Annotated in this window: 16 protein-coding genes and 1 pseudogene; 7 read left to right on the forward strand and 10 right to left on the reverse strand. The window is 47.5% G+C overall.

From position 1 onward, the window contains the following. Positions 1-95: 95 nt before the first annotated feature. Positions 96-2,030, forward strand: a complete 1,935-nt coding sequence (locus HQ865_RS22560) for a DUF6600 domain-containing protein (RefSeq protein ID WP_173417076.1) — start codon at positions 96-98, stop codon at positions 2,028-2,030. A 188-nt stretch (positions 2,031-2,218) separates the two neighbouring features. On the opposite strand, the gene polA is transcribed toward HQ865_RS22560, so the two are convergent. Continuing rightward, entirely contained in the window at positions 2,219-5,026 is a 2,808-nt protein-coding gene (gene polA, locus HQ865_RS22565; protein ID WP_173417077.1) for a DNA polymerase I, read from the reverse strand. Between the two features lie 315 nt (positions 5,027-5,341). Here polA and HQ865_RS22570 point away from each other — a divergent pair, with 315 nt between their 5' ends. Further along, the gene (locus HQ865_RS22570) at positions 5,342-6,211 is read left to right on the forward strand and encodes a hypothetical protein (protein WP_173417078.1); all 870 of its coding nucleotides are present in this window, start codon (positions 5,342-5,344) and stop codon (positions 6,209-6,211) included. 66 nt (positions 6,212-6,277) lie between these two features. Here the strand turns inward: HQ865_RS22570 and HQ865_RS22575 are convergent, their stop codons facing one another. From HQ865_RS22575 to HQ865_RS22590, 4 genes are read right to left on the reverse strand one after another with little or no spacing between them, the layout of a single operon-like run. Further along, the gene (locus HQ865_RS22575; protein ID WP_173417079.1) at positions 6,278-6,811 is read right to left on the reverse strand and encodes a hypothetical protein; all 534 of its coding nucleotides are present in this window, start codon (positions 6,809-6,811) and stop codon (positions 6,278-6,280) included. An 11-nt stretch (positions 6,812-6,822) separates the two neighbouring features. Next, on the reverse strand, positions 6,823-7,386 hold the full coding sequence (locus HQ865_RS22580; RefSeq protein WP_173417080.1) for a DNA-3-methyladenine glycosylase I: 564 nt from the start codon (positions 7,384-7,386) through the stop codon (positions 6,823-6,825). A 14-nt stretch (positions 7,387-7,400) separates the two neighbouring features. Next, complete coding sequence (locus tag HQ865_RS22585; RefSeq protein ID WP_173417081.1) at positions 7,401-8,021, reverse strand: ExbD/TolR family protein; 621 nt, start codon at positions 8,019-8,021, stop codon at positions 7,401-7,403. A gap of 60 nt (positions 8,022-8,081) precedes the next feature. Next, the gene (locus HQ865_RS22590) at positions 8,082-8,459 is read right to left on the reverse strand and encodes a VOC family protein (RefSeq protein WP_173417082.1); all 378 of its coding nucleotides are present in this window, start codon (positions 8,457-8,459) and stop codon (positions 8,082-8,084) included. 118 nt (positions 8,460-8,577) lie between these two features. On the opposite strand from HQ865_RS22590, the gene HQ865_RS22595 reads away from it, so the two are divergent. Together HQ865_RS22595 and HQ865_RS22600 are read left to right on the forward strand one after the other, a co-directional pair. Then, positions 8,578-8,919, forward strand: coding sequence for a carboxymuconolactone decarboxylase family protein (locus tag HQ865_RS22595; protein ID WP_173417083.1), 342 nt, complete (start codon positions 8,578-8,580; stop codon positions 8,917-8,919). 104 nt (positions 8,920-9,023) lie between these two features. Next, positions 9,024-9,398, forward strand: a complete 375-nt coding sequence (locus tag HQ865_RS22600) for a VOC family protein (RefSeq protein WP_173417084.1) — start codon at positions 9,024-9,026, stop codon at positions 9,396-9,398. A 129-nt stretch (positions 9,399-9,527) separates the two neighbouring features. Here HQ865_RS22600 and HQ865_RS22605 read toward each other — a convergent pair whose 3' ends face one another. After that, positions 9,528-11,687, reverse strand: coding sequence for a vWA domain-containing protein (locus tag HQ865_RS22605; protein WP_173417085.1), 2,160 nt, complete (start codon positions 11,685-11,687; stop codon positions 9,528-9,530). Positions 11,688-11,771: 84 nt separating this feature from the next. Here HQ865_RS22605 and HQ865_RS22610 point away from each other — a divergent pair, with 84 nt between their 5' ends. The 3 genes and pseudogenes from HQ865_RS22610 to HQ865_RS22620 form a co-directional block, all read left to right on the forward strand. Then, entirely contained in the window at positions 11,772-12,344 is a 573-nt protein-coding gene (locus tag HQ865_RS22610) for an RNA polymerase sigma factor (protein ID WP_173417086.1), read from the forward strand. After that, a complete protein-coding gene (locus HQ865_RS22615) occupies positions 12,334-13,863 on the forward strand; it encodes a carboxypeptidase-like regulatory domain-containing protein (protein WP_173417087.1) in 1,530 nt (509 codons plus the stop codon). The genes HQ865_RS22610 and HQ865_RS22615 overlap by 11 nt, the downstream gene beginning before the upstream one ends. 154 nt (positions 13,864-14,017) lie before the next feature. Further along, positions 14,018-15,151, forward strand: a pseudogene (locus HQ865_RS22620) (IS1182 family transposase); the annotation flags it as partial. 239 nt (positions 15,152-15,390) lie between these two features. Here HQ865_RS22620 and HQ865_RS22625 read toward each other — a convergent pair. The 4 genes from HQ865_RS22625 to HQ865_RS22640 all read right to left on the reverse strand — a co-directional run bounded on the left by HQ865_RS22625 (position 15,391) and on the right by HQ865_RS22640 (position 20,351). Continuing rightward, the gene (locus HQ865_RS22625) at positions 15,391-16,350 is read right to left on the reverse strand and encodes an AlbA family DNA-binding domain-containing protein (protein ID WP_173417088.1); all 960 of its coding nucleotides are present in this window, start codon (positions 16,348-16,350) and stop codon (positions 15,391-15,393) included. Between the two features lie 137 nt (positions 16,351-16,487). Next, on the reverse strand, positions 16,488-17,156 hold the full coding sequence (locus HQ865_RS22630) for a DUF6904 family protein (RefSeq protein WP_173417089.1): 669 nt from the start codon (positions 17,154-17,156) through the stop codon (positions 16,488-16,490). A 56-nt stretch (positions 17,157-17,212) separates the two neighbouring features. Next, entirely contained in the window at positions 17,213-19,072 is a 1,860-nt protein-coding gene (locus HQ865_RS22635) for a DUF4209 domain-containing protein (protein ID WP_173417090.1), read from the reverse strand. A 100-nt stretch (positions 19,073-19,172) separates the two neighbouring features. After that, entirely contained in the window at positions 19,173-20,351 is a 1,179-nt protein-coding gene (locus tag HQ865_RS22640) for a type IV secretory system conjugative DNA transfer family protein (RefSeq protein ID WP_173417091.1), read from the reverse strand. Between the last annotated feature and the right edge of the window lie 38 nt (positions 20,352-20,389).

Here is a 20,389-nt window from a genome sequence, read left to right on the forward strand (position 1 = left end):
TATCCGCCGGTCATAAAAACAATTTGATTAAACATTTTGTCGTATCATAAGTCAAACCTTTAACAATAGAGGAAACGACACAGAGAAACAAAATCATGAAAACACTAAATAAAATATGGGGAGCGGCCGTGTTGGCCTTATTCTTCATGCTGGCCTCGCCCCAAAAGTCGAGTGCGCAGTACGGGGGCGAGATCTCGTTCCAAACTTTTTACGATGAGCTTTCGCCCTACGGTATCTGGATAGACGACCCCGAATACGGAAACGTATGGGTGCCAGATGTTCAGGAGGATTTTCGCCCCTACGCCACCAATGGGCACTGGGCAATGACCACCTACGGCAACACCTGGGTATCCGACTACGAGTGGGGCTGGGCGCCGTTTCACTACGGCCGCTGGCGCTATGATGATTATTATGGCTGGGAATGGATCCCTGATTACGAGTGGGGACCGGCCTGGGTAAGCTGGCGCAGTGGTGGCGGTTATTACGGCTGGGCACCGCTAAGGCCGGGCATCAGTATCGACCTGTCCTTCGGTAGTGGCTATTACGTGCCCGATTTTTACTGGAGTTTTGCGCCATACGCTTATATCAATAGTCCGCGCATATATAATTACTATGTGCCCCGTACCCGCGTGGTGAACATTATACATAACACCACCATTATTAACAATACGTATGTTAACCGGGGCAACCGTTACGTATCGGGCCCGCGCCCTGCCGATATACAACGCTACACCCACAACAGGGTACCGGTTTATAATATCAATAACGACAGGCGCCCCGGCGTAACCCGTGTGCAAAATAATACGGTTAATATTTACCGCCCAGCCGTACAGCGTGTACCCGATGCCCGCCCGGCAAGGGTGGTGGATGCTAATGCCTATCGCCAGGCTAACCCTAACGATCGTATTGCCGGTCAGCGTGGTTCGGCACGTATTAACCACGAGAACGCTTCGCGCTTAGCTAACTTTGCCCGCACCGCCCCGGCCGATAACAGGATAGTACGCGAGAACAACAACCGCCCCGGCAACCCCGCCCGCGATAATCGCGGCAACAGGGGGGATAACCGTCCCGGCAATCCCGGCGTTGTGCCTCCGGGCCAGCCTAACGATAACCGCCAGGGCCGTCCCGATCAGCCACGTACCGACAGGCAGCCTACGCCGGTTAACCGCCCCGGCCAGCCGACCATGAACGATCAGCAACGTCAGCAGCAAAACGATCAGCAGCAGCGTCGCCATCAGGATGATCAGCAACGCCGTCGTCCACCGGTAACGCCCGACGATCAGCAGCGCCGGCAACAAATGATGGAGCAGCAACAACGTACACAGCAGGCCCAACAAGCCGAGCAGCAGCGCCAGCAACAGGCGCAGCAAAGGCAACAGCAGGATCAGCAGCAACGCCAGCAGCAAATGGAGCAACAACGCCAGCAGCAGGAGCAAAACCAACAGCGCCGTCAGCAGGATGACCAGCAACGCCGTCAACGCCCGCCTGTAGATCAGCAACAACAGCAAGCCGACCAGGCCCGTCAGCAACAGGCAGAGCAACAACGCCAGCAGCAAGCGCAACAGCAACAGGCCGATCAGCAGCGCCATCAGCAATATGAGCAGCAACGCCAGGCCCGTCAGCAACAGATGGAGCAGCAAAGGCAGCAGCAAGCGCAGCAACGCCAGCAGCAGGACGATCAGCAACGCCGTCAACAGCAAGACCAGGCGCGCCAACAGCAGATGGAGCAACAACGCCAACAGCAGCAGCAAGCCCGCCAGCAACAAATGGATCAGCAAAGGCAGCAACAAGCGCAACAGCAGGCACAACAACAGCAACAGCAAGCCCGTCAGCAACAGATGGAGCAGCAAAGGCAGCAGCAAGAACAGCAACGCCGTCAGCAGGACGATCAGCAGCGTCGCCAACAGCAAGATCAACAGCGTCAGCAACAAGAGCAGCAACGCCGCCAACAGGCCGAGCAGCAACGCCAGCAGGAGCAGCAAAAACAACAACAGGAACAACAACGCCAAACAAGGCCACCGAGAGATTAAGTATTATGGATAAACAGAAAGAGGCACCTATTGAGTGCCTCTTTTTGTTATTGTGTAAATATGGCTAAACCCCTCCCTACACCCTCCCCGTGGGAGGGAATCGCTCAAGGCCGGGCTTTTCATGTGCATATCTGCACATCCGCACACTTGCACACCTGCTCCCCCTTAGGGGGCTGGGGGGCTTCGGCTTAATGCGCTTCCAGCCAGTTTACGCCGGTACCTATTTCTACCATTATCGGTACTTCGGTTTTGATAGCGTTTTTCATGTGGTGTTCGATGATCGGCTTTATTTTTTCCACCTCGTGGTGCGGCACGTCGAACACCAACTCGTCATGCACCTGCATGGTCATGCGGGCATCCATGTTCTGGGCTTTCAGTTCGCGGTGAATATTGATCATGGCTATTTTGATCATATCTGCCGCCGAACCTTGTATGGGGGCATTGATGGCGTTTCGTTCGGCAAAGCCACGCACCGTCATATTAGCCGAATTGATATCGCGCAGGTAACGACGGCGGCCCATCAGGGTACATACGTAGCCGTTCTCGCGGGCAAAGTTCATGGTATCGGCCATGTAGTTCTTAATACCGGGGAATTGCACAAAATATTGTTCGATGATATCGGCAGCTTCCTTACGTGGGATACCCAGGCTTTGCGAAAGCCCAAAGGCCGATTGCCCGTAAATGATACCGAAGTTAACGGCCTTGGCGTTGCGGCGCATGGTGCTATCCACCTGGTCTAATGCTACGCCGTATACGTTGGCAGCGGTAGCGGTGTGGATATCCAGGTTATCGATAAAAGCCTTGCGCATATTCTCGTCCTTACTGATCTCGGCAATAATGCGCAGTTCTATCTGCGAGTAATCCGCCGATACCAGGATGTGGTTCTCGTCCCTTGGGATAAAAGCCTTGCGCACCTCGCGGCCGCGTTCGGTACGGATGGGGATATTTTGCAGGTTGGGATTGTTGGAGCTTAATCGCCCGGTGGCCGCCACGGCCTGATTGTAGCTGGTATGCACGCGGCCTGTCTTATGGTTTATCATCAGCGGCAGGGCATCAACATAAGTCGATTTTAGCTTTTGCAGCTGCCTGAAATCCAGGATATCGCGCACAATGTCGCTCTTATTGGCCAGGGCCAATAGTACGTCCTCGCCGGTTTGGTATTGGCCGGTCTTGGTTTTTTTGGCTTTTGGATCAAGCAGTAATTTCTCGAATAACACCTCGCCCAATTGCTTTGGCGATGCGATGTTGAAGCGGACCCCCGCTTTTTCGTAAACCGTTTTTTCCAGTTTAACAATATCGGTCTCCAGTTCTTTCGAGAAATCTTTCAGCGCTTCGCGGTCAATGCGCACGCCCTCGTATTCCATATCGGCCAAAACGTAGATCAGCGGATGCTCTACCTCGTTGATCAGTTTTTCCGATTCTACCTCTTTTATCTTCTTCTCAAATACATCCTTCAGTTGCAGGGTGATGTCGGCATCTTCGGCGGCGTACTCTTTTATCTTCTCCAGTTCCACATCGCGCATGGTGCCCTGGTTTTTGCCTTTGGGGCCAATGAGTTCGGTAATGGAAACCGGCGAATAACCCAGGTAATTTTCCGAAAGGATATCCATATTATGGCGGGTATCCGGGTCGATGATGTAGTGCGCCATCATGGTATCAAACAACTGCCCCAGCACATCTACATTATACCATTTCAGTATCATGATATCGTACTTGATGTTTTGCCCGGTTTTGGCGATAGCCGGGTTTTCCAGCAGGGCCTTAAACTCATCAACAATGCTTTGGGTAAGCACCTGATCTGCGGGAACAGGCACATACCAGCCTTCCCCTGGCTTAATGGCGAATGACAGGCCCACCAGTTCGCAATTGTTGGCATCGGTACCGGTGGTCTCGGTATCAAAACAGATATGTGTTTGCTTACTAAGCAAGGCCACCAGGTCGGCGCGTTTTTCGGCAGTATCTGCCAAATGATATTCGTGCGGGGTGTTGTTGATATTCTTAGCCGCTAAGGTTGGCACTTCGGCTATGTCGGTCAGTTCAACCGTCATGGTAGTGCGGCCTTCGGCAACCGGGGCGCCGAACAGGTCGGTTTGTATGCCTACCGATTTAATTTCGGTTACGCTGAAATCATCGCCAAACACGCGGCGACCCAGTGTACGGAATTCGAGTTCGGCAAAAAGCGGCTCCAGCAGGTCTTTGCTTGGGGCGCACATTTCAAGGCCGGCCTCGTCCAGTTCAACGGGGGCGTTCAGGTTAATGGTAGCCAGTTTTTTCGATAGCAAGCCCTGCTCGGCAAAGTTCTCCACGTTTTCGCGCTGTTTACCTTTCAGTTCATGACTGTTGGCAATGATGTTCTCCATCGAACCATATTGCTTAATGAGCGCCTTAGCTGTTTTCTCGCCGATGCCGGGGATGCCGGGGATATTGTCCACCGCGTCGCCCCAAAGGCCAAGGATATCTATCACTTGTTCAACCTTTTCAATCTCCCATTTCTCCAGCACTTCTTTCACGCCCAGTATCTCCATATCGTTACCCATACGGGCCGGTTTGTAAATGAAGATATTTTCGGACACCAACTGCGCGAAATCTTTATCGGGGGTCATGCAATAAACCTGGTAGCCTTGCTTTTCGGCTTTTTTGGCCAGGGTACCGATGATGTCGTCGGCCTCATAACCGTCGGAAGTGATCAGCGGGATATTGAAGCCCAGCACCACTTTAAAAATATAAGGCAGCGCTTTGGCCAGGTCTTCGGGCATCGATTCCCGTTGGGCTTTATAGTTTTCGAATTCTATATGGCGTTCGGTTGGCGCATCGGTATCAAAAACCACTGCCATATGGGTAGGGTTTTCCTTCTTCAACACATCAAGCAGCGTATTGGTAAAGCCCATTACGGCCGATGTATTTAAGCCGTTCGACGTAAAACGCGGGGTTTTACTTAAAGCGAAATGCGCCCGGTAGATCAGGGCCATACCATCCAACAGGAATAATTTTTTCATAACTGGTTACAGTATTTTCAAACTGTTTAATTTTTATGTGTACAGGCATAACGTGTATACTCACCCCCGACTACGCTTCGCTGGTCAGCCCGCTCTTCGCTTCGCGAAAAGAGGGCTGAAGCAATAATTCGTTAATCTGTTCCCTCTTTCGCCAAAGGCGAGAGAGGGTGGTCGGGCGGAGCCACGACCGGGTGAGTAAATACCCGTACCGGACCTGTTACAAGTATAAAGCAAAGATTTGTTAAAAATATTTAAATATGGCAGTACTATTTGCTTAGTTAAAGATTTATGCTAATCTTCATCGATTATTTTTTTATGAAGATTGTGAAACTATTGATCCCCATGCTATTGCTGGCCGCTGTGGCCGGCGCGCAAACTAAACCTGCACCCAAAGGAAAGCAACCGGCAGCTAAACCTGCTGTTGTACCGGCACAAACGGTGGCCCCTGCTGCCGGCACGCCTACCGATGATTTTTACGAATATATGATCCTAAAGCATACCGATACGCCTGCGCCTGAGGGCTACGGTTTAAAATCGGATATGCTGATACCTGTAGGCGCCTACGTAGGTAATATCGGCGACGAAAAAAAGATAGGGCAGCAGCTAAACCGTTTTTTTAAGTCGCTGCTGTGGGCCGATGGGAGCCAGATCACCTGGATATCGCGCAATACATCCATGATAAACGGTGTAAACGTAGAGCAATTTAGGGTGACTAAAACGGGCACAAAAGATACCGTTACGCTGTATGTTGACGAGTATAAAGCCGAACCTATACAACTACCCAAAGGCTTTAAATTTTACGAAAAGCAGCAAATGCTTACCGATTTTGCCCCTGTGCTTGATGATATACATAAATACAACGCCACTCCCGATAAATTTGGCGATGCCGCCGCCAAGGCACAAAGTTTTAAAATATTAGGATACCTGCAAGGCGATGTTGGCCTGGATTATTTGCTGGATAAGGATATGCTCGACCCGATGATCAACGAGGTATCTATCGATCTGGACCTGAAAGCATTCCTTATCAGGGCATACTTGTTCTATAAGTTTGAATATGAAATAACCGGGCAGCAGAACCCGAAAGTAGCCGCGTTTAACGCGATGGTTGATGATTACCAGGTAGTGATGAAAACCCACAATATCCTGTTGAAAGGTAACCTGGCTACCTATATGGTGAAGAAATAGGGCGGCAGTAGTTTGCTTAAGCCATAGCGATAGGATTCAAACGCATCGCTATGGCAATATACAGTGTTATGCCTCTGGCGTAAATTGGGGCGGCACAGGTTTGGGGAAAACGATCTTGCCCTTTAACTCGGGAAACTTTTTGTAGATCGCCTCTTCGTTAATACTGCCCGAGCCTACAAAATACCAGTTTTTGCCATTATCAGTACTTAAAGCCAGCAGTGTTGACTGAGCGGTATATACCCCCTTTGGCATCATGCTGCTTTGAGGTACTGCCATTCCTACAATTTCGGGCACTAAGCAAAATAGCTTGCCGTTTACGGTTACAATGGCGCCGGGTTCTCCGGCTGTGGCGCTTTTTACGTACGCCCCCTGCTTTTTCATTTGGGTGAAAACCCGTTCCATTACTTTAACCATCGCATCCCGGCCGCCGGCCGCTTTAACCGTTTCGGGGTCGGTATGGTCTATCACGGTTTTAAAATCGCCCTTTAGGGTGGCCGTGGCCACTAATTGGGCCAGCGCTTTAACTTTGGCCTGGTGCTGGGCAAGTGCGCAGATGTTTAACATCAGTAAAACCACAAGGGAAATGAATAGCTTTTTCATAGCGGTAATATCTATCTAAAATCGCAATCTTCCAAATGGTCGTTCACCATGCCGGTGGCCTGCATGTGGGCGTAGCAAATGGTGGTACCAAAAAACTTAAAACCCCGCCTTTTCATATCCTTGCTAATGGCGTCGGATATTGCGGTAGCGGCCGGTATGCCGCCGGGTTTGGGTTTGTTATCTATGGGTACGCCATCGGGCATAAAGCTGTACAGGTATTTATCAAACGAGCCAAATTCCTTTTGTACGCCGATAAATAGTTTGGCGTTGTTTATTGCGGCAAGCACTTTCAGGCGGTTGCGGATAATGCCCTCATCCTGCATCAGTCGTTCTACGTCGGCTTCGGTAAAGGCGGCTACCTTATGCACATCAAAACCAGCAAAAGCCTTGTGGTAACCATCGCGGCGGCGCAGGATGGTGATCCAGCTCAGGCCGGCTTGCGCCGATTCCAGGATCAAAAACTCGAACAGTATTTTATCATCATGCACGGGCTTACCCCACTCTTCATCATGGTATTTCATGTAAAGCGGATCGGTACCGCACCAGGCGCAGCGTTTTTTTGTATCTGTAGACATTAAATAGGTTTCATTTAGTAATAATTGTTGGCCGTTCGTGTATTATGCACCAACGAGAATTTATTTATACCGATGCTTCGCAAATCATCCATAATTAATTTAACAACCGGGTATGGCTCATCCTTATCGCAAACAATGGCAAACTTCAGTTCCCTTTCTTTATGTTTCATCTCAATGTTCCGGGCGGCAATTACCCATTGCATTAACTCGTTAGCTTTAGTACTGTCAACAGGGATGCCATCCTGTTCAAAAATATCATCGGGGGTATGGTAATTGTGTACAAATGATCTTAATTGTTCAATGGGCGTGCAAATGGCATCCATCCTGCTAAATTTATTACTTTCCTGTTCAGAAAACATCAGGCCATAATCCCTCCCTACTTTTGTCAATAACTCTTTTTTAAAAATGTCGCCCTCAACACTAAAATAGCATTTCCCTTTATTAATAATAATTTCGGCAATACCTCCATCCGGATCTGAGGTTTCTAAAGATGCTGCAGGTAAGTTTATACGGTCTGAAAAGATGGATCTTGGCTTAGCCGTTAATACCAGAAACACAACCAGGATAAAAGCGACATCGCACATGGCGGTCATATCAATACCCAGTTTCGTTTTTTTAAATTTGTGTATTGCCATGGCATAACTGATTAATAATGCAATGTACTAAAAATCTAGTTTCAAAACATGCGCTATCATTTATTCATGCTCAGCAAAGGTTAGCACATAGTTGTTATTGTCTAATATGGAAAACTCCGTCGCGCCATAAAAGGTTTTTTCCAGGCCTTTTAACACTGTTACCTTATCTTTTATCTTATCAAAAAAAACAGTGATGTCTTTCACATTAATATACAGCAACAGCGAACCACCATTATTGCGCGATATTTCCGGCAATTCTTCGGCCAGGCTTTCAAACGTTTGGAACATCATGGTTACGCTGCCGGTTACCATCATGGCCCAAACCAGTTCGTCGCCTTCTTCGGGTACCGACATTGTTTTTTTGAAGCCCAGTATTTCATAAAAGGCAATGGTGCCCTTCATATCGTTTGTAAAAATGTTTGGCGACAGCGTTTCCATAGTAATTTGATCTTGATTTGTTGACAGGTTAAATTGCTAATATTTTTCGCAATTTAATAACAGATAATGAATTTACATAATTTTTAACGAAAATTGTGCTTAAGATAAACAGACACCCATGGGAGAACTGATAGACAATTTTGAGAGCTACCGCACGCGGATGAACGACCGCATTATGGAGACGGCCAATACCAATATCAAGCGCTTCTTCGCGCTGGATACCACCACTTATGCCGATGGCGCGCTTGATGTAAAAACCAAAGAAATGCTGGGCCTGGTAGCATCAATGGTGCTGCGCTGCGACGATTGCATTAAATACCACCTGGGCAAATGCCACGAGGCCGGAGTTAACCACGATGAAATGAACGAGGTGTTTATGATAGCCAACCTGGTGGGCGGCTCCATCGTTATCCCACATTACCGCCGCGCGGTGGAGTATTGGGATGAGTTGAACTCCTAATGTGCAAATGTGCGTATATGCAGATGTGCAAATGGATTTGCGCGTCGGCTATATTCTCATCATTTGCACATGTGCACATTTGCATATCTGCACATTAAAAAACCATGATCGACTTTAAAAGAATAGACCACATACACGTTTGCGTACCCGAAGAGCGGCTGGATGAAGCGCGGGCTTTTTATGCTGATATCATCGGCTTGCCCGAAACTTACCGGCCGGATGTTTTTGGAAGGCCCGGGCATTGGTTTAATGTATGCGGGATTGAACTGCACATTGGCGTGGAGGAAGCCCGCCCACGCACCATTCGCCACAGCGCCTTTGAGGTTACCGATGTAAAGGCCGCCAAAGCTTATTTGGAAAGCAAAGGTGTAGAGCTAATTTGGGAGCCGGTGATTCCCGGTCGCCAACGTTTCGCCTTTATCGATCCTTTCGGCAACCGGATGGAGTTGCTGCAGTTTGAGGTTGAGGGGGAGATGTAGAAAACAGCCCCCGAACATAAAACACATTGTCATTGCGAGCGATAGCGTGGCAATCTCAGAGGACAAGCAACGTGGACCTGCCTATGAGATTGCCGCGTCGCTACGCTCCTCGCAATGACAAGCTGATCATCAATTCTTCGCCAGCGTTGTCCGGTTCATTGATCTGGCGCTTTGCATCAGCCGCACAAATTCAGACCGGTAGCCTTCTTCGTCATTTCCCTTAGCGGCTTTGGCAATTTTTATAGCCTGATCAAATGTAGCGTTGGCTTTATAGTCCGATTCGCGCAGCAGCATGCCGGCTTCGGCAACTGCGGCGGCAAAGCGGTAATCGGCGCTCAGGTTGTCAAATTCCTTCGGGGTATCCATAACGGTGGCCTGGCTCAGTTTACTTACCGATCCCTGCGGTTGTTTGTAGCGGAATTTAATGGTCGCCATCTCATCCGAAGCAGAAGCCACTGCTGGTTTTTCCACCTTTTGATACTTTAACGGATCGACACTGCCCGAATAATCGTCCTTAACCCCTGCCGGGATGATCTCGTAAAAAGCAGTAACAGCATGGCCCGATCCCATATCGCCGGCATCCTTTTTATCGTTGTTAAAATCCTCTTTAGCCAGCAGGCGGTTCTCGTAGCCAATCAGGCGGTAGGCCTGCACTTTGGCCGGGTTAAATTCAATCTGCAGCTTCACATCCTTGGCTACGGTAAACATGGTGCCGCCAAACTCGCTCACCAGGGCCTTGTGGGCCTCGGTCAGGTTATCAATATAGGCGTAGTTACCATTGCCCTTATCGGCCAGGGTTTCCATTTTGCTATCTTTATAATTGCCCATGCCAAAACCCATGATGGATAGGTCTACGCCGCTATCTCGCTCTTTGGTGATCAATTGCTCCATGCTTTCGTCGCTGCTGGCGCCAACGTTAAAATCGCCATCGGTGGCCATTACAATGCGGTTGTTGCCGCCCTTCCTGAAATTCTCCCGGGCAATTTTATAGGCCAGCTTAATGCCCTCGCCACCCGCGGTTGATCCGCCCGCGCTCAGGTTATCAATGGCATCGTTTATGGTTTCCTTTTCATCGCCGCTGGTAGCGGGCAGCACCAGCCCGGCATTACCGGCATATACCACAATAGCTACCTTATCCTGTCTGCGCAACTGATCTACCAGCATTTTCATCGACTGCTTTACCAGCGGCAGTTTGTTCGGTTCGTTCATCGATCCGGAAACATCTATCAAAAAAACCAGGTTAGATGCCGGCAGTTTATCGGCCTTTATGGTACGGGCCTGGAGACCGATGCGCAGCAGACGGTGCTTCGGGTTCCAGGGTGCGGCGGCAAGCTCGGTGGCTATGGCCACCGGCTCGTCGCCTTTCGGTTCAGGTAATTGATATTTAAAATAGTTGATCATTTCCTCGATGCGCACGGCATCCTTAGGCGGTAATTGCCCTCCGTTAATAAAGCGGCGGATATTACTGTACGATGCCGCATCCACATCAACAGAAAAGGTCGACAATGGGTTATCAAGTGGGTTTTGGTATTTATTTTCGATGAATTTCCCGTACGATTCGTTAGCTACATCGGCCCGGGTAGTAATGTTTAATACGCTGGTCTTTATGCCATTTTTAGCGGCCTGGTCGCCATAGTCATCTATCATCTGCACCTTTTCTATAATATCGGCAGGCAGGTTTTGGATAGCTTTAGCTACATCACCACCGGCGTAATCTTTTCCGTTCAGCTTTATTTTAGTTACCGCCTGGCCTTTTGATGAGAGGTTGCCTTTATCATCTACCGATAAGCCCTCCATTTTTTTCAGCAGGTCTTCAAGCGATGTTTTTGCGCCGTTATCCCGTTTGGGTTTTTCGATGGCAATAGCTGCATTTCTTTTTGCATAGGTGTTGTTAGCAGGTGCAGAATTTCCGTACAGCTGCGAAAATACGGATGAGCCATCTGATGTCGACGTGCCGTACCCTGTTACAACTACCTCGCTTAACTCCCGCGAACTCGGTTCCATCTTAACATCCAGCTTATCCTTTTTGCCAACCTTTATAGTTTGCGGTTCGAAGCCAACAAAGGCAAACGTCAGCTTATCCTTGCCCGCGGGTAATGTAATGCTGTATTTTCCGCTTTGGTTGGTTTGTGTGCCGGTGTTGGTACCGGTTACTTTAACCGTTACGCCGGGCAAAGGCAGGCCATCGTCCTTAGCATAAACTGTTCCGCTGATTGTGCGGCCGCTATCCTGGCTGTATCCTGTCAGCCCGGCTAATAGCATTATCATAAGTAGCGCTATCTTTTTCATGATCCTTGTGATTTTTTTAATCATGATGCTATCGAAACCATATTTCCATAAACCAGTTAAAAAATTTATTTTGACGACGATAAAATGAGCGTATTCGGCCCGGCAAAAAAGCATGATGAAGCAGATGAACTGAAACTGCTGGACAGCTACCGCAAAAGCGGTGACATAGCTGTGCTTGGCCGTTTATATAAGCCCTATATGGGTTTGGTTTATGGTGTTTGCCTTAAATATTTAAAAGATGAGGAAGCCTGCAAGGATGCCGTGATGCAAATATTTGAGGAACTGGTAGATAAGGCCGCCCGGCACGAAATAAAACAGTTTAGGGGTTGGCTCTATGTACTTGCCCGCAACTATTGCCTGATGCAATTACGGTCGGCAAAAAAGATGGATGTAATTAGTATGGATGATGTTATGGAAAACAGCATCATTATGCATCCTGAAGAAGAAAACAAGGAAGAAGCGATGAAAGCGCTGGAGCGATGCATGGAAAAGCTGCCCGCAGCGCAAAAACAAAGTGTAAATTTGTTTTATTACAATGATAAGTGTTACAAGGAGATAGCCGACGAAACCGGCTTCACCCTTAACGAAGTAAAAAGCTATATACAAAACGGAAAACGCAATTTGAAAATTTGCCTGGAGAAAAACGGTGGCCTATAAAAAGCACTACATATCGCAAATACGGAAGTACCTGAACGGGGAGCTTGATGCCCGTGCCATGCACCAACTGGAGCGCGAGGCACAGGACGATCCGTTTTTGATGGATGCGATGGAGGGCTATGAACAAACCACCGGCCCGCAGCAAGGCCAGCTGAACGATTTGGATGCCCTACTGGAAAAACGCATCGGCCCAAGCAAGGTGCGCCGCATTATTCCGTGGAAGTATTACGCCGCCGCGGCATCGGTATTGTTGTTTTTAACCATTGGATATTTGCGATACGGCAGGCAGGAAGCCCCTGTTGACAAAAAAACGGCCGCGCTGGAAAAAGCGCCGGCACCTGCCGATCATCCACTGGTAAACGCTGATACGGTTGCTAAAACGGTTGCCGATAATAAAATGCTTGCGGCTACAGTTCCGCCTGCCCCCGCCAATAAACCGCAGGCGCAATTAAGGCAGGCCACAGTAAAGGCTGATGCGGAAATTCGTATTGATGAGCCGGTTGGCAATAGTGATGTTAAAGCAGTTACAGCGTATGGCTACGCTAAGAATGATGTGAAAGTAAAGCCAAATGCTACGCTTGCAGAATTATTGAAAAAAATGGAAGGTATAGAGGTTGACAGTAACGGCAACCTGACAGCTAAAGGGCGGGCGGTAACTAAAGTAAGGCTAAATGGAAAGGATTATACAGGCGCCGATGTACAGCAGGCCGTTAAAAACCTCCCAGCCGATATTATAGAAAAGGCCCAGGTGATAGACGACTATGGCGACCAGGCGGCAAAGACAGGAATAAAAACAGGCGACCCGGCAAAAGTATTAAGTATAGCCACACGTAAGCAATCTAAAGACAGCGTGGCGCTTAAAGAAGTAGTTATCCCGGGGCTGGCCAAACTATCGCAAAAAGATATTGATAAAAAAGCTTCAGCTCCGCAAACTTTAAAAGCTAAGGTGGAAGGAGCGGAGGTTACCACACCTAAAAAAATAAGCGGTACCATACTTAGCGATCTGGGCCTTCCTTTGCCCGGCGCTACTGTATTTATAGATGGTACAAAAAAGGGCACCCAAACCGATGCGCAGGGGCATTTCTCTATCCCCGCCGAGGGGCAGGCTACGCTGAATGTGCGATCGTTAGGGTTCCAAAGCAAACAGGTTAAAGCCCGGGCCGATGATAGCGTAAAAGTAGCCCTGCAAAGCGAAGGCGCCTCGCTGGCCGAAGTGGTAATTGTAAACCCTAATAAGGCGGCCGTAAAGGAAGCCCACCCCCAAATGGGCTGGGATAATTATAATAAGTATTTACAGCGCCAGGCCATAGGCGATAAAACCGGAACGGTGCGCTTATCGTTCACGGTAAGCAGCAAAGGCGAACTGAGCGATTTCAAAGTGTTGAACAGCTTTGATACCGATGAAGATAAACGGGCGATAGATATTGTTAAAACCGGCCCCCGCTGGAACGGCGCTGCCGGTGGCAAAACAAAGACCGTGAAGCTGAATATCGAATTTAGTAAGCGGAATGAGGAGTAATGAAATTGAATATATAAAAAGCGTAAAGAGGCTGTATCATAAATCATGGTATGGCCTCTTTTTTATTTGTGCATAATTTATTGGAATAAAGAGGGGTATTTAGTTGATATAATAATCTGATTTTCATATATTTATGTATCGAAAGTAGCGTAGTATGTCCTCTAAAAGACCTGTATTCAAGCCCTACCAGCAACGGCAGTTGATGGCTATTCCTCCGACACTTGACGAATTAGTTCCGGCATCGCACCCGGTGCGTGTAGTTAACGATGTGATCGACAGGCTCTATCTGGAACCATTGCTGAAAGCTTATCATATCCGCGGGAGTTCAAGCTATCACCCGCAAATGTTGTTAAAGGTGCTGGTATATGGGTATGTAACCAACACCTACTCCAGCCGAAAGCTGGCAGCAGCCTGCCGGGAAAGCGTTTACCTGATGTGGCTGAGTTCGATGAACTATCCTGATCATAATACGATCAACCGTTTCCGGGGCGTACGTTTGAAGCATGCGCTGCGTGATGTGTTCGAAGATGTGGTGAAACTTTTGGCAGAGGAAGGCCTGCTCAGTATTGAAGAAGTGAATACGGACGGGACAAAGATAGAGGCGAATGCAAACCGGTATACCTTTGTCTGGAAGAAAGCGATTCAGACCAATAAGGAAAAGATGAAAAAGCAGCTGTCAGAGATATGGGACTATGCCCAAAGCGTAGCAAAAGAAGAAGACAGGCTGCCTGATCCGCCTGACTTTACTGTTATTGACAGTGAAAAGGTCAATGCCGCAGTAGATAAACTCAATGAGAAGCTTTCCTCGCGTGAGGATGTTTCCAAACAGGTCAAAAGCAAGCTGCGGTATATCAGCAAACATTACCCGCAGGCCATTGCCCGCTATGAGCAGCAGGAAGCTCTGCTGGGTGAACGCAACAGCTATTCCAAGACCGATACGGATGCCACATTCATGCGGATGAAGGAAGACCACATGAAAAACGGCCAGTTAAAACCGGGGTATAATGTTCAGATATCCACATCCAACCAGTTCATTGTCAATTACACCATTCACTCCAACACCACAGACACCAATACATTAAGTGCTCATTTAGCGCAGCATGAAGTCAGCTTTGGCAAAGCACCGCAAGTGCTTACAGCCGATGCCGGATATGGCTCCGAGGAGAACTACACGCGGTTGGAACAAAAAGGAACAATCGCCTTTGTAAAGTATGGGATGTTCGATAAGGAACAAAATGAGAATCACAACAACAAGCACCCTTTTGCAGCAAATAAGCTTTTTTACAACCAGGTTACAATACAAGTTTAAAATAGACTCGACTGAAAATTAGTGCAAATTTTTATTGAAAAATTTCGAACTCTTTTTGATGGGAAGTAACGACCTGTTTGTCATTTTGTTAAAGCCGATAAACAAGAAACGCGCCGTAAAGCGCGTTTCGTTAAGTAGGGGGAACGGGCGAAAAGTCGAACCTTTTGGATGATTTAAATTCGATTGCTAACGCCAATAACCTTTTAAAAAATGATAAATTATACTTTTAATTCTATCTGATCGAACTTTAACGCGCCGCTTTGGGGCTCCGCGTTATCGGCATAAAGTGTCCAGCTTAATACGTCTCCCTGCCAGATATTATCAATGTCAACAGGAAAAGATTGCAGGGTCACATGCATACCGGGCAATAGCGGCTCACGCCTTGCTGGCCCGTATTGTTTGGGCTTGTTCATGTCCCCTATGGAAAGCGTCCGGCGGTTATCGTCGGGCGGTTCAATCAAATCTCTAACCTTATTGTCAAGTGGAATTTTTACGGTTGTGTTATCGTGTTCATCACACATTGCATCAAGTAAACGCTGCGGCAGGGTTAGCACTATGTTGATATACCTGGCGTACATCTTGCCTACATTTTCAATATGCACATTTAAAAAATAAAGGTATGGCCTTTGCTTGTGGAGTATGGTTCTATCATTAGGCGCAATCCAAATATTGGCCTTTTTCCCAACGTCAAAATGAATTTTGATTTGAGGCGCTTTTTGCCTTGCCATGACATCGCGTATCTCGTAATCAAACATAGATTCAACGCTGAAATTGTGCCGCCTGTAATATAGTTTATCGTTAGCCTGATGGGCTGTTTCGCCTTTTGGTATCTCTAAAACGTACACTACTTTGTCATCAGCAATTGTTATTACATGAATTTTTAAGCCATGTATACGTGGCCTTATCCTGGCGTTTAAGATTTGTTCCAGCCATTCTTTAGTAATGGCTTTTCGGTCTACCGGGTCGATGTTACCGGGCAAATGCTTACTGGCTTGATTTTCACTGATGCCGTAGATTAATATGCCGCCATTAGAGTTGGCAAATGCGGAAACGTCCTTTGTGGCTTCGGTTATTTTCTTGTCCTCCCGCTGCAATGCCGCAGCGGCCTTGTATTCTAACTCTGTATTTTCTTCTATGCCATTGGCAATTAACTGGCTTAGGTAATCAATGTCAAACATGGTAGCCGCACGGTTTTATAATATTAAATCTACGAAAAGCCCGCTTTCGCGGACTTGCAGGTGTGTAATAAGCGTATTGCTGTGCAATGTCCAGTACCTAATAAATGGCGGAAGGGCAACTGTGTTGATTTTCGATTTTACCATTTAATATCGGGAAAGTCCTGAAATTCTAAATCAGTAATCTCACAATTCTGCTCTTTGGCAGACTGCTCAAACGACGCGATGAGAGATTTGTATTCAGGAGCCCATGTATTAAAGTAATTGTTCAGTAACTTAGGGATTTTCTTAAAACGCGCCTTGCCCGACTTGCCTGAAACATATTCTATATGAATGGCCTGATATATAATGAAAGAGTATTCATTACTTACAGGAATACCATAAGTAATAAAATTTTTAATCTCGGAAGCGGCTGCCCTATCATAATCATCCAGTGCTTTTTCTATAACGTATTCCAACAAATACAGGGTTGCCTGTTGCAACCTATCTGTTTGAATATAACCGGCATTATGACGAAGTGTAGAAATAAATATCAAAATATCCGTCCATACCAGTTGAAAACCATAATAATGAAGGGTATGCTGCTCTCCCGGAAAACGCATTTCCTCTGTCAGCCGAAGGCCGCTATATCCTTTTCTTATTTCATAAGCGAAGTTCATCAGCAACTGATGCTGACCCTTCTGAAATTTATTATCCCCATTAAGTGTATTTGCAATGTGGTCGACTGCTTCATAAAGACTTTTTAAATCCCCATAATCGCCATAAATTGATACTCCAGTGCCGTTTTTTGTTGGTATAGCTTGTAGCATTGTGTTATAAGGTTTATTAATTCTTCAAAATTACAAAATAACTAAATGTCTTCCTGTCATTCCTTTTTTAATATCTGGTATTTTGCTATCCGTATAAGCGCGGCTAAGAGCAGGTGCATTTTGTCAAGTGAGTAGTCGGTAACGTTATATAGGCAGTGAGCTATATTATTACGTAAATTGATCCCTCCTTCATTGGCAAACAAAAATTTAAAAAACTGCACATCTTCCTGATCAAAATAAGTCTGTATTCGTTCATCCTCCAATATATTATGTATATACGCCTCCTGAGTACCATTCTTTCCGAGAACAGTTGTAGAAATGTTTAGACGCTCTGCAAAGTTTCTAAGCAGGCCCTCCATTTTCAAAGTCAAACTTTCTATAGGAAGCATAAAACTTGGCGTGTAACCGGCGCTCCATACCCAGCTTTGCACCTGGACGAAATATTCAACAATGGCAGGAGCTAACATCGAAATCCAGTTAAATGACAAGACATTGCCCGATAAATCGGTTTCCAAATAAGGTTCGCCCAGCCAGGTGCGTTCTTTGAGAAAAGCCAGGAAATTACGATAAGTCAGATGTCCGGATTTGATGCCCGGAACAAATACATAGTGCAAATACTGCAAAGTATAATGTTCAAGATACCTGCTGTAAGCCTCATTGAACCGCTTATTTTTTCCGGCATCGGCCTGCTCAGTCCGAATGTTCTTGTTATTGTCAAACTGAACGACCGTGAATAGGTCAAAAGTTGATTTTATCGTCTTTACTTTTTCGCCTATCGCAGCGGCATTGGGAAAAAACCAACCCTCAATCAAGCTTGCATAAATTTGCTCCGGTGGTTCAAGCAACAGATTTTTACACTCGTTCTTAATATACTTTTGCAGTGTCTCATATTGCTTAATTTCATCGTCATTGGCCGGTATTCGAACACTTGTTAACTTGATATGCGGCTTTAACTCAAACAGCAACTGTTCTGCGTTTTTCTTTTTTTCCGCATGCCCAGCATTCCGGTAAGCCTCTATGGCAGAACTTATTGCCTTTCCTTTAAGCCAGTTGCGCTCAGGCTTATTTTCAAGTTCTGCAATGTGCGTGTGCATATCGCCCAAGCGCTCGTGCCATATTTTTACGTCTACCCCAAGCCTTGTCGCCAAATTTATTGCATTGTCGAAATACCCGTGTGTCCAAAGAAATCTATCTTTTTTATGAGTCTCTTTTAACAACTCAGCTTCATATATGTCCAGTGCTCCCTTGAAGTCGGCAGGCCTAAATAAAACCTTGGTTTCCAACATCAGCTCCAGTACGGAATCTTTAATAAAAAAGGGGACGGTGGGTGTGTTGTAAAAAATATCTGAAAGTAGCTTTTTAAGTTCGTCTACTTTAAATTTGGTTTCCGCACATAGTCGAATAAGCTTTTTGAGCAACTGGCTTATTTCAGAAAGGCTATGATCGTCGCCATCAATATCGAACTGTTTTAAATACAGTGGGACTTGAGCCATGTATCCATCAATTGCGCGGGTTGCAAAAGCTTTATTTTTTATTCCTTTCGGCCCCCGCCAAACAAGGTGGTGATAACGCGCTACCAAAACAGGATTATTTGCCTGTACACATCGTTGCCGCAGGTAATTAAAAGCCTTGGCTTGAAAATCATCCATGTCTGGGAACTCGTTGTAGGTGCCTGGTTCCGCGCCGGTTGAGGTGCTGTAGGCGAACGGATCAATACCGTGAAAGCCAAATAAGAACGCTTCTAATTCCCATTGGGCCAACTGTTTCTCATCGGTATTTTCCGTTTGATTTCTATAGTCAACTAAAACGTCAAGTAACCTGTGATCTCTGGTCAGCAGCAATGCATCCTTTTCGAGAAGTTCGTAAAGCTGCGACATCACTTTAATTTCTTTTAAATCGACTTTATCCTTTTTCATTCAAACCGCACTTCTATGGATGCGAAAGGTTTATCCAAATCTAACATTAGATTTCTAAATTTTATTATAACAGTTACAGACAAAGCCGTTTGGGAGAAAATTATGAACTGTCAAACGAAGGCAGCGTAACCGCGCTGAACCCCTTGCTCTCCGAACCATCTATCAGTAGTTTTATATAGATATGATATAGAGGAAGGTTAACAAAGTCTTCATAACCAAATGTAGGATAGAACTCCTTTTCCATTACTTTGGCGTCGGAAAACCCAATGCGAAAACAAATTATGCTACCAACTGAATTTAAAACAGATGTGCGAATGTCGGGAGCAAGCTGGTCGAGGTACTGGTGCGCCAGGAATATCCCCACGCCGAACTTACGCACCTCGGGCAGCATGCTGGCGAACGAGGCCGACAGGAAGTTGTGGCACTCGTCTATGAACAGATAAAAAGGTTTTAACTCCCCCGCGGGAACGTTCACCCGGCGCATGGCAGCATTCTGGATGCCGGAGATGAGGAAACTGCCCAGCACGCCTGCAACGTCCTGCCCGATGACGCCCTTGGGCAGGTTGCACAGCACTATCTTCCCCTCGTTCATGCACCGCTCCAGCGAGATGCCGCCCTGTCGGCCGAAGATGCCCCGCAGCGTCCTGTTCGACAGCAGCACGCCCACCTTGTTCAGTATGGGCAGAATGGCCGCCGCCTGCGCGCCGGCCGCAGGCAGCCCGAACTCCCTGTTCCAGAAGGCCAGGACGTGCGGGTCGGAAACGGCTTGCAGCACTTCCGCGCGGAACGCGCTGTCGGTCAGCAGCGGGTGTATGTCGAGCAGGGTCGAGTTGGGGTACTGGAGCAGCGTCAGGCAGGACATGCGCAGGGTCCGCTCCATCTTGCTCCCCCACGCGTCGTCGAACAGCTTTTTGAACGTCGCAACCATTTCCGAGGCCACCAGTTCGCGCTGGTGCTCCGGCACGCCGTGCAGGGGGTTGAACGCGGGAAGGGCGTCGGCGTTGGCCGCGTCAAAGTCGATTACGTCCTTGAGCCGCTCCCTGGGAATGCGGCGCTTTATCATCTCGCTTACCTGGCCGTGAGGGTCCAGCACGCAGATCCCGTTGCCCTTCACAATGTCGTCAAGCGCCATGTTGACCAATAATTGGGATTTTCCCATACCTGATTTTCCGATAACCAGCATGCCGTGCAGTCGGTCCTTCGGCTTAATTCCAAACAGCCTGTTGTCGTTGCGCCAGTTGGTGCGGGCGATGGGGGTGAAGGGTTTCAGTTCGTACATGCGGCTATCGTATGCGATAACCGATACCAGTGGTAGCG

Source organism: Mucilaginibacter mali (assembly GCF_013283875.1).
GTDB classification, from domain to species: Bacteria; Bacteroidota; Bacteroidia; order Sphingobacteriales; family Sphingobacteriaceae; genus Mucilaginibacter; species Mucilaginibacter mali.